7 protein-coding genes are annotated in these 12,802 nt (G+C 70.4%); 1 reads left to right on the top strand and 6 read right to left on the bottom strand.

What is annotated here, in order from left to right; all coding sequences use genetic code 11:
• Positions 1 to 11: 11 nt before the first annotated feature.
• The 3 genes from LCN96_RS11540 to LCN96_RS11530 all read right to left on the bottom strand — a co-directional run bounded on the left by LCN96_RS11540 (position 12) and on the right by LCN96_RS11530 (position 7,253).
• Positions 12 to 2,519: a DNA translocase FtsK gene (locus LCN96_RS11540; protein WP_225272590.1), complete on the bottom strand. Its 2,508-nt coding sequence runs from the start codon at positions 2,517 to 2,519 to the stop codon at positions 12 to 14.
• A gap of 70 nt (positions 2,520 to 2,589) precedes the next feature.
• Positions 2,590 to 3,204, bottom strand: coding sequence for a response regulator (locus tag LCN96_RS11535; protein WP_225272589.1), 615 nt, complete (start codon positions 3,202 to 3,204; stop codon positions 2,590 to 2,592).
• Entirely contained in the window at positions 3,201 to 7,253 is a 4,053-nt protein-coding gene (locus LCN96_RS11530; protein ID WP_225272588.1) for a HAMP domain-containing protein, read from the bottom strand. Before LCN96_RS11530 ends, LCN96_RS11535 begins: the two co-directional genes overlap by 4 nt.
• A 95-nt stretch (positions 7,254 to 7,348) precedes the next feature.
• Here LCN96_RS11530 and LCN96_RS11525 point away from each other — a divergent pair, with 95 nt between their 5' ends.
• On the top strand, positions 7,349 to 9,811 hold the full coding sequence (locus LCN96_RS11525; RefSeq protein WP_225272587.1) for a SpoIIE family protein phosphatase: 2,463 nt from the start codon (positions 7,349 to 7,351) through the stop codon (positions 9,809 to 9,811).
• On the opposite strand, the gene LCN96_RS11520 is transcribed toward LCN96_RS11525, so the two are convergent.
• From LCN96_RS11520 to LCN96_RS11510, 3 genes are all read right to left on the bottom strand, one after another.
• Positions 9,804 to 10,739 (bottom strand): aldose epimerase family protein, encoded by a 936-nt coding sequence (locus LCN96_RS11520; RefSeq protein WP_225272586.1) that lies wholly within the window; start codon positions 10,737 to 10,739, stop codon positions 9,804 to 9,806. The two genes, LCN96_RS11525 and LCN96_RS11520, sit on opposite strands and share 8 nt — an antisense overlap.
• Positions 10,736 to 11,698 carry a LacI family DNA-binding transcriptional regulator gene (locus tag LCN96_RS11515; protein WP_185109191.1) on the bottom strand — a complete coding sequence of 321 codons (963 nt, stop codon included), beginning with the start codon at positions 11,696 to 11,698 and terminating at the stop codon, positions 10,736 to 10,738. Before LCN96_RS11515 ends, LCN96_RS11520 begins: the two co-directional genes overlap by 4 nt.
• A 91-nt stretch (positions 11,699 to 11,789) precedes the next feature.
• A complete protein-coding gene (locus LCN96_RS11510; RefSeq protein ID WP_225272585.1) occupies positions 11,790 to 12,584 on the bottom strand; it encodes an NAD-dependent epimerase/dehydratase family protein in 795 nt (264 codons plus the stop codon).
• Positions 12,585 to 12,802 lie beyond the last annotated feature (218 nt).

The raw sequence follows: 12,802 nt of genomic DNA, 5'->3' as shown, positions 1-12,802 counted from the left end.
GTGCATTGGGGTCATTCGCCACGCAGATCCGCCAGCAAACCCGGCAGATCGTCGGGCTTGACGAGCACTTCCCGCGCCTTCGAGCCCTCGCTCGGACCGACCACGTTGCGGCTCTCCAGCAGGTCCATCAGGCGCCCCGCCTTGGCGAACCCGACCCGCAGCTTGCGCTGCAGCATCGAGGTCGAGCCGAACTGCGTGGTGACGATCAGCTCGGCCGCCTGGATCAGCAGGTCGAGGTCGTCGCCGATGTCCTCGTCGATCTCCTTCTTGACCGGCGCCGCCGCCACGTCCTCGCGGTACTCGACCTGCATCTGCTCCTTGCAGTGCCCGACGATCTCGGCGATCTCCTTCTCCGAGACGAACGCGTTCTGGATGCGGATCGGCTTGCTGGCCCCCATGGGCAGGAAGAGCGCGTCACCCTGGCCGACCAGCTTGTCGGCGCCGGGCTGGTCGAGGATGACCCGCGAGTCGGTGAGGCTGGAGACGGCGAAGGCCAGCCTGGACGGCACGTTCGCCTTGATCAGGCCGGTGACGACGTCCACCGACGGCCGCTGAGTGGCGATCACCAGGTGGATGCCGGCCGCGCGGGCGAGCTGGGTGATGCGCACGATCGAGTCCTCGACGTCGCGCGGGGCCACCATCATGAGGTCGGCCAGCTCGTCCACGATCACCAGCAGGTACGGGTACGGCTGGTAGACCCGCTCGCTGCCCGGCGGCGGCTGCAGCTTGCCCGCCCGCACGGCCTTGTTGAACTCGTCGACGTGCCGGAACCCCGAGGCCGCCAGGTCGTCGTAGCGCCGGTCCATCTCGCCCACGACCCATTCGAGGGCTTCGGCGGCCTTCTTCGGGTTGGTGATGATGGGGGTGATGAGGTGAGGGATGCCCTCGTACACGCTGAGCTCGACCCGCTTGGGGTCCACCAGCACCATGCGCACCTCGTCGGGCGTGGCGCGCATCAGGATGGAGGTGATCAGGCCGTTGACGCAGACCGACTTGCCGGCGCCGGTGGCGCCCGCGATCAGCAGGTGGGGCATCTTGGCCAGGTTGGCGACGATGGTGCGGCCCTCGACGTCCTTGCCCAGGCCGACGATCATCGGGTGGTGGTCGGCCTGGGCCACCTGGGAGCGCAGCACGTCGCCGAGCGCCACCAGGTCCTTGTCGGCGTTCGGGATCTCGACCCCGATGGCCGACTTGCCGGGGATCGGCGACAGGATGCGCACATCGGCGGACTTGACGGCGTAGGCGATGTTCTTGGTCAGCGCGGTGACCTTCTCCACCTTCACCGCCGGCCCGAGCTCGATCTCGTAGCGGGTCACTGTCGGGCCGCGGGTGAACCCGATCACCTGCGCGTCGATGGCGAACTGCTCCAGGACGCTGGTCAGCGCGTTCACCACGGTGGTGTTGGCCTTGGTCTGCGGCTTGGGCGCGCTGCCCGGCTTGAGGTACTGCAGGTCGGGCAGGCTGTACGGCCCCGCCTGCGGGGACAGGACGAGCTGCTCGACCTTCCGTGGCGCCGGCGTGGGCTGCGGCGGCTCAGGACGCCTCTCAGCCTCGGGAGCGGGCGGCTCCTCCTCGTCCGTCAGCCCCGGCACGATCTCCGGCGAGTGATCGCTCTTCTTGTCCTTCTCCGCGATCACCGGCGTGTCGTACGGCTTGACGCTGTCCTCGCCCTCCTCGGGCTTCTTCGCCCTGACCCGCTTCCTGCTGGCGGGCTTCGGCGGGGCGTCGCCCTCGGCCTGCCGCTCGAACAGCATGTGCTTCAGCTCGGCCAGCCGCTCGGGGATGCGGTGCACGGGCGTGGCGGTGATCACCAGCACCCCGAACCCGGACAGGAGCAGCAGCAGCGGGATCGTCACCCACGGCGGCAGAATGCTCATCGGCGGCGCCGACACGATGAATCCGACCATGCCGCCGGCCTGCGACACCTTGTCCATGCCCTGGCCCTCGCCGGCCGGGTACGGCGTGCCGTTGGCCACGTGGATCACCCCGAGCACGCCGACCATCAGCGCCGCCCAGCCGATGACCATGCGCCCGGTGTCGGCGTTCTGGTCGGGATGGCGCAGGTAACGCCAGGCCAGCAGCCCGAGCAGGAGCGGCAGCGCCCACGCCAGCGAGCCGAACACGCCCCGCACGGCGGCGTTGACCACGCCCGCCACCGCGCCCTCCGAGTTGCGCCAGGTCATGGCCGCCAGCACGATCGCGCCCGCCAGCACCGTCAGGCCCACCCCGTCGCGCCGGTGCGCAGGATCGAGCTCCCTGGCGTTCTTGCCCAGGGCCCGCGCCGCGCTGCCGACGCCGTTGGCGAACAACATCCACAGCCCGACGACGAGCTTGCCGATCATGGTGAAGACCCAGCTGATCGGGTCCTGATGGGTCATCGAGGGCTTGCGGCCGGAGGCGGCTCCCCTCGCCCTGGGCCGTCCCGCCGAGGCGGCCCCGCGCTTGGCGGGAGTCGAACGGGACGAGGTCGACCGCTTCGCCGGCCCCTTCGATGCGCTTTTCGGCGTACGGGTGGCCATGATGCCAAAGGTACGACGGAGACACCGCGGTACGCGCGGAGGCTCGCCGATGTCCTGACTGACGGCAGGATCATTCCCTGGCGCGCACGGTCGAGACGGCCTCGAACGCGGTCTGCATGGCCACCACCCGGTCGGCCAGGTCCTTGACCGCCTCCCGCACCCCCTCGTCGCCCGCGACGCCCTCCGAGAGCCCCTCCAGCCGCGCCTCGACCGCCCCCAGCCGCCGCGCGAACCCGGCCAGCGCCTCGTTGTCCCTGACGAGCTGGGCCAGCAGCGCCGCCTGCTCCATCAGCACCGCGCTCTTCCTGAACAGCTCCATGAACACCGCCACCTTCGACCGGAGCACCCACGGGTCGAACGGCTTGGTGAGATAGTCGACGGCGCCCACGGCGTAGCCCCGGAAGGCCGCGCCCGAGCTGGGCTCGGTGCCGGTCAGGAAGATGATCGGCACGTCGCGGGTCTGGTCGAGCCGCTTGATGTGGGTGGCGGTCTCGAAACCGTCCATGCCGGGCATGAGCACGTCGAGCAGGACGACCGCGAAGTCATGGCGCAACATCAGCTTCATCGCCTCGGGCCCCGATCTGGCCTTGAACAGCAGCTGCTGCAGCGGCCGCAACACCGCCTCCAGCGCGACCAGGCTCTCCTCGTTGTCGTCCACCAGCAGGATCTTGACCTGTCGGTTCATCCGTCCTCCCGATCGCCCGCGAGCCACCCGCGCATCACCTCCAGGAGCTGGTCGAGGTCCACGGGTTTGGGCACGTAGTCGGACGCGCCGCAGGAGATCGTCTTCTCCCGGTCGCCCGGCATCGCCTTGGCCGTGAGCGCGATGATCGGCAGATCGGCGAACCTGGGCATCTGCCGTACGGCGACGAGCGTCTCGTAGCCGTCCATCTCGGGCATCATCACGTCCATGAGGACCAGCGCGATGTCCGCCTCGCGTTCCAGCGCCTCCAGGCCCTCCCTGCCGTTCTCGGCGTAGACGATCTCCATGCCGAGCCTGCCGAGCACGTGCGTCAGGGCGTAGACGTTGCGGATGTCGTCGTCCACGATGAGCACCCGCCGGCCCGCGAACGCCGCCCCGAGCGGGCCCTGCTTGAGCCGGCCCAGCTTGGAGGAGGACTGCCACAGCTCCTCGCCGTCGGCCTGCCAGCCGGGGGCCGGGGCGCGCGGCTCCGGCTCGGGCTCCGGCTCCGGTTCGGCCGAGGGCTGCTCGGCCCCGGCGGCGGCGCAGCCGGCCGGCACGAACAGGGTGAACGTGCTGCCCACGCCGGGCTCGCTGCTGGCGTGGATCTCGCCGCCGAGCAGGCGGGCGATCTCGCTGCTGATCGACAGGCCCAGGCCCGTGCCGCCGTACTTGCGGCTGGTGGTGCCGTCGGCCTGCTGGAAGGCACCGAAGATGGCCGGCAGCTTGTCGGCGGCGATGCCGATGCCGGTGTCGCGGACGGCGAAGGAGAGCATCGGGCGGCCGTCGGGGTCGGGCCTGTCCTCGGCCACCGAGACCGACAACCGCACCTCGCCGGCGGAGGTGAACTTGACCGCGTTCGACAGCAGGTTGCGCAGGATCTGCTGGAGCCTGCGCTCGTCGTTGTAGAGCTCGCGGGGCGTGCCGGGGGCGACCTCGATCTCGAAGGTGAGGCCCCGGTCCACGGTGAGCGGGCGGAAGGTGGCGTCCACGTAGTCGAGCAGCTTGCTCAGCGGCAGCTTCTCCGGCCGCACGTCCATCCGCCCCGCCTCGATCTTGGACAGGTCGAGGATGTCGTTGATGAGCTGGAGCAGGTCGCTGCCCGCGTTGTGGATCGTGGTGGCGAACTCGACCTCCTGCTCCGACAGGTTGCTCTCGGGGTTGTCGGCCAGCAGCCTGGCCAGGATGAGCAGGCTGTTGAGCGGCGTGCGCAGCTCGTGCGACATGTTGGCCAGGAACTCCGACTTGTAGCGGGAGGAGGTGGCCAGCAGGTGGGCCTTCTCCTCCAGCGCGGCGTTCGACCTGCGCAGCTCGGCCTGCTGGCGCTGCAACTCGTCGGAGCGGCCCTGGAGCTGCTGCGCCAGGCGCTGCGACTCCGACAGCAGCGCCTCGGTGCGGGCGTTGGCGATGATGGTGTTGATCGCCACGCCGATGGTGACCACGAACTGGTCGAAGAAGGCCAGGTGCACGTCGCTGAACCGGCTGAACGAGGCCAGCTCGATCACGCCCAGCACCTTGTCCTCGAACACGATGGGCAGCACCACCACGCTGGCGGGCGCGGCCTCGCCCAGCCCCGAGTGCACGGTGATGTAGCCGGGCGGCACGTCCTCCAGCAGGATGCGCTTGCGCTCCAGCGCCGCCTGCCTGATCAGCCCGGGGCCGGACGTGGCGGGGCCGGGCAGCATGTCGTGGGCGGGGCCCGGCAGCACGTCGTGGGCGGCGCCGTAGCCGGCGATGTAGGCCAGCGAGCCGTCCACCGAGTCGGCGTCGGCCAGGAAGAAGGCGCCGTACTGGGCGCTGACCAGCGGCGTCAGCTCCCGCAGGATCAGGTCGGCGACCTCGACGAGGTTGCGGTGCCCCTGCATGAGCCCGGCGATGCGGGCCAGGTTGCTCTCCAGCCAGTCCTTGGCGCGGGTGGTCTCGCGCAGGTTGGCGACCATGAGGTTGACGTTGTTCTTCAGCTCCGCGACCTCGCCCTTGGCCTCGACGCTGATCGAGCGGCTCAGGTCGCCCTGGGCGACGGCGCTGGCGACCTCGGCGATGGCGCGCACCTGGGTGGTGAGGTTGCCGGCGAGCTGGTTGACGTTCTTGGTCAGGCGCTCCCAGGTGCCGTAGACGCCCTCGACCTCGGCCTGCCCGCCCAGCCTGCCCTCCGAGCCGACCTCGCGGGCGACCCTGGTCACCTCGGAGGAGAACGACGACAGCGTGTCGACCATGGTGTTGATCGTGGTCTTGAGCTCCAGGATCTCGCCGCGCGCGTCCACGTCGATCTTCTTGTACAGGTCGCCGTTGGCCACGGCGGTGGCCACCTGGGCGATGTTGCGGACCTGGCTGGTCAGGTTGGAGGCCATGAAGTTCACGTTGTCGGTCAGGTCCTTCCACACCCCCGACACCCCGCGCACCTGCGCCTGACCGCCCAGCCGCCCCTCCGTGCCCACCTCACGCGCCACCCGCGTCACCTCGTCGGCGAAGGCCGACAGCTTGTCCACGGTGGTGTTGATGGTGTCCTTGAGCTGGAGGATCTCACCGCGCGCGTCCACCGTGATCTTCTTCGACAGGTCGCCGTTGGCGATGGCGGTGGTGACCATGGCGATCGAGCGCACCTGGCTGGTGAGGTTGGAGGCCATGAAGTTCACGTTGTCGGTCAGGTCCTTCCACACCCCCGACACCCCGCGCACCTGCGCCTGACCGCCCAGCCGCCCCTCCGTGCCCACCTCACGCGCCACCCGCGTCACCTCGTCGGCGAACGCGGACAGCTGCCCCACCATCGTGTTGACGGTGTCCTTGAGCTGGAGGATCTCCCCCTTGACGTCCACGCTGATCTTGCGGCTGAGGTCGCCCTGGGCGACGGCGGTGGCGACCTGGGCGATGTCGCGGACCTGCTCGGTGAGGTTGGAGGCCATGAAGTTCACGTTGTCGGTCAGGTCCTTCCACACCCCCGATACCCCGCGCACCTGCGCCTGACCACCCAGCCGCCCCTCCGTGCCCACCTCACGCGCCACCCGCGTCACCTCGTCGGCGAACGCGGACAGCTGCCCCACCATCGTGTTGATGGTGTCCTTGAGCTGGAGGATCTCGCCCCGCGCGTCCACCGTGATCTTCTTCGACAGGTCGCCGTTGGCCACCGCGGTCGTCACCTGCGCGATCGAGCGCACCTGGGTGGTGAGGTTGGTGGCCATGAAGTTGACGTTGTCGGTCAGGTCCTTCCAGGTGCCGAGCACGCCCTTGACCTCGGCCCGGCCGCCGAGCTGGCCCTCGGTGCCGACCTCGCGGGCCACCCGCGTCACCTCGCTGGCGAACGAGGAGAGCTGGTCCACCATGGTGTTGACGGTCAGCTTCAGCTCCAGCAGCTCGCCGGTGGCCTCGACCGTCACCTGCCTGGTCAGGTCGCCTCTGGCCACGGCGGTGGTGACGACCGCGATGTCGCGCACCTGCGCGGTCAGCCGCCCGGCCATGGCGTTGACCGCCTCGGTCACGTCACGCCAGCTGCCCGACATGCCCTGCACCTTGGCCCGGCCGCCGAGCCGCCCCTCCGTGCCCACCTCGCGCGCCACCCGCGTCACCTCGCCGGAGAACAGCGCGAGCTGGTCGACCATGCGGTTGACCGCCTTGCCCATCAGGCGCAGCCCGCCGCGCAGCGGCCGGTCGTCCTCCTGGAGGTCCACCCGCTTGGACAGGTCGCCGTCGGCCACCGCGTTGAGCACCCTGGTGGCCTTGGCCATCGGGATGACCAGCGCGTCGACGATGGAGTTGACCGCGGCCACGTTGACCGCCCAGCCTCCCGTGCCTGGGCTGGGGTCGAGCCGCTCGTCGAGCCGCCCACGCCTGGCGACCTCGGTGCGCAGGCGGGTCAGCTCGTTCGACAGGTGCTCGTTGCGGTCGACGACCTGGTTGAAGGTGATCGCCAGCTCCGCGAGGAAGGGATCGTCGGGCGGGTCGAGCCTGCTGCGGAAGTTGCCGTCGCGCAGCCCTTGCAGGGCCACGAGCAGCGGACGCAGCTGCGCGGGGTGGAGCGATCCAGCACTGTAAGGGGTGTCCAACTGCGCGACCATGGCGGCCTTCTTCACAACTGGAGGTATCAACGCCATCAGTCTGCCACTCTGAGAGTGACCGAACTGCCACATCGAGTGATGTTCTAGGACGCAGAGTGGACACGACCAGGGTGTCGAGCACGGCCTTCGACGGCACTCCCCATGCACCGGCGCACGCGCGCAAGTTCGTCCGCCAAGTGCTCGGCGAATGGCGCCTGAGCCATCTCACCGAGGACGCCGTGCTGCTGACCAGCGAACTCGTCACGAACGCCGTGGTGCACGCGGGCACCGGCGTGGAGCTGACGTGCCGCCTGGACGTGGACGCCAGCCCGCCGAAACTCGAGATCGAGGTGGACGACCACCACCCCACGCGCACCCTCCCGGCCGGGGAGAGCGCGCCGGCCGACGGCACGCTGTCCACCTCGGGCCGCGGCCTGGCGCTCGCCGGCATGCTGGCCGACGCCTGGGGCGTCACCTACACCAGGACGGCCAAGCGCGTCTGGGTGCGCATGGAGCTGGGCGAGGGCTGCGACATGCAGGACCACGTGTCCTGCCCGCCCTGCCTGGTCCCCGGGCCCGTCGCGCCGCCGCTGGAGACCCTGCACCTCGGCGTGGTGATCTGCGACCTCGACGGGGTCGTGGAGTCCTGGAACCCCGAGGTGGAGCAGCTCCTCGGCTGGCGGTCCGAGCAGGCCGTCGGCCGGTCGCTGAAGGAGCTGGTGGCCTGGCGCGGGCACGGCCCGTACGCGCTGTCGCTGACCGACACGCTCGGCCTGGGCCGCTGGCGGGGCGAGGCCCGCATGCGGCACCGCGACGGCGCGCTCGTCCCCGTCTACGTCTCCCAGCTGCGGGCCAGGGGGCACGCGGGCGAGCGCCGGGTGATCTGGATGGTCGTCTCCAGCGACCACCGGTTCGTGCTGACACCGCCGTCGGTGCCGCTGCGCAGGGAGGCGGGCCGGCGCATCAAGGACCTGCTCGACCGGGACATGCCGCTGACGGAGCTGCTGGCCACGATCGCCCAGATCGTCCAGGTGTCCAGCGGCGGCGACGCCGCGTACGTGCTGCTGGCCACGGAGGACGGCAGCCGGTTCGGCGTGGCGGCGGGCGTGGGCACGACGGCGGGGCTGGTGGGCGTGCTGGCCACCGGCGTGTTCGGCGCCGACAGGAAGACCCCGACGATGATCGAGGATCTGCTGGCCGGCGACGTCGAGCTGGCCCAGCAGTTGCGTGCCAGGTCCCTGGCGTGCGCGCCACTGGTCGTGGCGGGCGAGGTGATCGGCTTCCTCGTGGTCGCGGACGGCCGGCCGAGCCGCTTCGACCAGGAGCTGACGGTCAGCCTGCAGCACATCGCCGACCAGGTGGCGGTGACCGTGCAGCGCGAGCGGCTGGCCGAGCAGGACCGGGCGCACCGGGGGCGGCTGTCGTTCCTGGCCGAGGCGGGCGAGCTGCTGGCGGGCGTGCACGACGAGGAGCTGATCGCGGCGCTGACCGCGCAGCTCGTGGTGCCCAAGATCGCCACCTGGGCGGCCGTCTACCTGACCGACCTGGCCGGCATGACCAGGCTCGCCCACGTCTGGCACAGCGAGGAGCGCCACAACGCCGACCTGCGCAAGTCGCTGCCCGCCATCCCGCGCACGGCGCTGACCGAGATGAGCTGGCCGGTCGGCCCGGAGAACGTGCTGGCCTTCCCGCTGCTCACGCAGGGCAGGTCGCACGGCGCACTGGTGATCGGCCGCATCGATCCGACGCTGCCGCTGGAGCTGGCCGACCTGCTGGCGGACCTGTGCCGCCTGGTGGCGCTCAACCTGCACACCGCCATGCTCTACACCCGGCAGGCGACCACCTCACGGGTGCTGCAGCGCAGCCTGCTGCCCATGCGGGTGGCCCCCATGCCGGGCCTGGAGTCCGCCGTCGTCTACGAGCCGGCCGAGGAGGGCGCCGACGTCGGCGGCGACTTCTACGACCTGTTCACGGTGGCCGACCACTGGTGCTTCGCGCTGGGCGACGTGTGCGGCAGCGGCCCGGAGGCCGCCGCGGTCACGGGGCTGGCCCGGCACGCCGTACGCCTGCTGGCCAAGGAGCACTACACCGTGGCCGACATCTTCGACCGGCTCAACCACGCGCTGCTGGACGAGGGCGAGGAGGGCAGGTTCCTCAGCCTGCTGTGCGGCGAGCTGACCCCGCTGCCGCAGGGCGGCGCGCTGTGCACGATCGCCTCGGCCGGCCACCCGTCGCCCCTCCTGCTGCGGCCCGACGGCGAGGTGCAGGCGGTGGCCACGCCGCAGCTGCTGCTCGGCATCGAGTCCAGCGCCAGGTTCTACGTGGAGTCGTTCGAGCTGGCGCCGGAGGAGGTGCTGCTGTGCGTCACCGACGGCGTGACCGAGCGGCGCGACGGCGACCGGCTGCTGGACGACCGCGACGGGCTGTCGCACCTGCTGGCCACCTGTACGGGGCTGAGCGCGCACGCGGTGGCCGAGCGGGTGCGGCACGCGGTCGAGACGTTCGCCGCCGAGCCGTCGCAGGACGACGTGGCCCTGCTGGTGATCAAGGCCAACGCCGCGCTGCGCAACGTCAGATGAACCGGTACGTGGTGGTGGACGTGCGGCGCTCACCCGGGCGCAGCACCGTGGAGGGGAACTGCGGCTGGTTGGGCGCGTCCGGGTAGTGCTGCGTCTCCAGGCACAGCCCGGCGAACGGCCCGTACGGCGTCGCGCCCCCGTCGAGCATGCCACCGGCGTAGAACTGCACGCCCGGCTCGGTGGTGGTGACCTCCATGGTCAGGCCGCCCGCCGTCACCCTGATCGCGCTGCCGTCCAGCACGAAGCAGTGGTCGTAGGCGCCGTCGTAGCGCTCGCCCACCGGGTGCGGCTCGGTGAAGTCGAACGGCGTGCCCTTGACGGGCGCCGGCTCACCCGTGGGGATCTTGTCGTCGTCCACCGGCAGGTAGTGCTCGGCCGCCATCTGGACGACGTGGTCGAGCACGTCGCCGCCGCCCTTGAGGTTGAAGTAGGAGTGGTTGGTCAGGTTGACCACGGTGGCTGCGTCCGACTCGGCGGCGTAGTCGATGCGCAGGCCGTCGTCGGCCAGCGTGTACGTCACCGAGGCGGTCAGCGTGCCGGGGAAGCCCTGGTCGCCGTCGGGGCTGGTCAGCGTCAGCGTCACCGACGACCCGGTGCGCTCGGCGATCGTCCAGACCTTGCTGTCGAAGCCCTCGATGCCGCCGTGCAGGCAGTTGGGGCCGTTGTTGGCCGGCAGCGTGAACTCGACCCCGTCGAGGGTGAAGCGGGCGCCGGCGATGCGGTTGCCGTACCTCCCGACGACGGCGCCGAAGTAACGGCTGCGGGTGCGGTAGTCGTCGAGCGTGTCCAGCCCGAGCACGACGTTGACCCCGGACACCTCCAGCGTGCGGATGATGGCGCCGTAGGTGAGCACCTCGGCGCGCAGCCGTCCCGACGACAGCTCTACGCACTCGACCTGCTGGCCCGATGGCAGCGTACCGAAGATCATGTCTGTGCCCTTCCCGTGGACTCGCGGACAATGAGGGCGGTGTCGAGGGTCACCGTCGCGCCCTCGCCCCCCGACTGCAGCAGCAGATCGACGGCCATCCTCCCCGCCTGCACGGCCGGCATGGCCACCGTGGTCAGCTTGGGCCGGTTGAGCCGCCCCGGCAGGATGTCGTCGAACCCGATCACACTTATCTGGTCTGGTACCCCTATCTCCATCGCCGACAGCCCCTCGATCAGGCCGAGTGCGACGAGGTCGTTGTAGGCGAGCACCGCGGTCGCGCCGCAGGCGGCCACTTCGGGGGCCACGGCCAGGCCGCCGGCCTCCGTGGGCTGGTTGGGCCCGAAGAAGACCAGGTCCAGGCCCGCCGCCTCGGCGGCCACGCCCTGCATCTCGTTGCTGGTCCACGAGCCGATCGGGCCGGACACGAGCGCGATCCTGCGGTGGCCGAGCCCCGCCAGGTGGTCCAGGGCGAGCCTGGCGCCCTGGGCGACGTTCATCAGCACGGCGGGCATGCCCTTGATGCGCCGGTTGACGACCACGAACGGCACGTCCTCGGCCAGGCGCTCGATCATCTTGTTCGACAGGCGCGGGCTGCACAGCAGGACGCCGTCCACCTGCTTGGTGAGGGTCCTGATCAGCTCTTCCTCGACCCGCGGGTCCTCGTCGGTGTCGGCCACGAACACGTGGTAGTCCCGCCCCCTGGCCTGCGCCTGCGCGGCCTTGATGAGGGGCGGGAAGAACGGGTTGGAGATGTCGGCCACGATCAGGCCCATGTTGAACGTGCGGCCGGTGGTCAGCGCCCTGGCCGCGCGGTTGGGCCGGTAGCCGAGGTCGTCGGCGGCGGCCAGCACCCGGCTCCTGGTGGCAGGATTGACCAGGTGCGGTGCGGAGAAGGTACGGGAAACGGTGGACACATGAACGCCGCAGGCGCGGGCCACGTCCTTGATCGTCGCCGCCATGCCGCCCTCCCTTGCAAACGGTTGCCAGACTAAACCTTGACGTTCGGGGGTGGTGCCGTCAAGGTTCTTGCAACCGGTTGCTGGCGTCAGCTCACCATTTCCCGCCGAGCTCGTTCAGCGTGAACACTCCGCCCGCGCGGTCGTGCAGCGGCTCCGACAGGTCGGGCTCGCCCTGCTCCGCGATGAGCGCGGCGGCGAAGGGCTCGGAGGAGTCGTGCGAGACGTACCCGATGGCCTCGGCCTCCTCCAGCGACCACCAGCGGCGCGGGCTGTCGGAGACGCCCCACACGACGTGGTAGCCGGTCGCGGTGAGGCCCGCCTCGACCAGGCGGGTCAGGTCGTCGGCCGAGATCCAGGTGGCGAGCCCCCGGGTGTCGGCCGGGCCCTCGTTGCAGGTGCCGAGCCTGACCACGGTGACGTTCATGCCGAACCGGTCGTGGTAGAGGCTGCCGAGCGCCTCCATGACGACCTTGCTGACGCCGTAGAAGGTGTCGGGGCGCGGGAAGGCGTAGTCGGGCAGGTCCGCGCCGTCTGCCGGCCTGGTGTGGAAGCCGGCCGCGTGATGGCTGCCCATGAGCACGACGTGCTGGACCCCCTCCTTGTACGCCGCCTCCAGCAGCACCTGCGTGCCGTTGATGTTGGCGTGCACGATGTCGGCCCAGGGATGCTCCCTGCTCTGGCCGCCCAGGTGCAGCACGGCGTCCACGCCCTTCATCGCCTCGGCCACGGCGCCGGCGTCGGCCAGGTCGGCCGTCACCCACTCCTCGCCGGGCCCGGGATCGACCGGGTGGATATCGGAAAGCCGCAGCGTACGGCCTTCTCGTGCGAGCCGCGGGCGCAGCAGCGTCCCGACTTTTCCAGAGGCCCCAGTCATGAGAATGCGCATGCCTCATGATGTACACGAATCTGGCGGACTTTCACATACCTGAATATTGACCGTGAGCCACGCCACTGGCTACGTTCGCAGGCACACATCCAAGTCTTCGACTCACGTCCATGTATGTGAACAGGAGGCGGTCTGATGTCACGTCGTCTGCTAGGGGTCGCGATCATGACGACCCTGGCCGTTGGACTGACAGGCTGCGGTTCCGGTGGATCCTCAAG

The organism is Nonomuraea gerenzanensis (assembly GCF_020215645.1).
Taxonomy (GTDB): Bacteria; Actinomycetota; Actinomycetes; order Streptosporangiales; family Streptosporangiaceae; genus Nonomuraea; species Nonomuraea gerenzanensis.
This window is presented reverse-complemented; position numbering and strand designations above follow the sequence as displayed.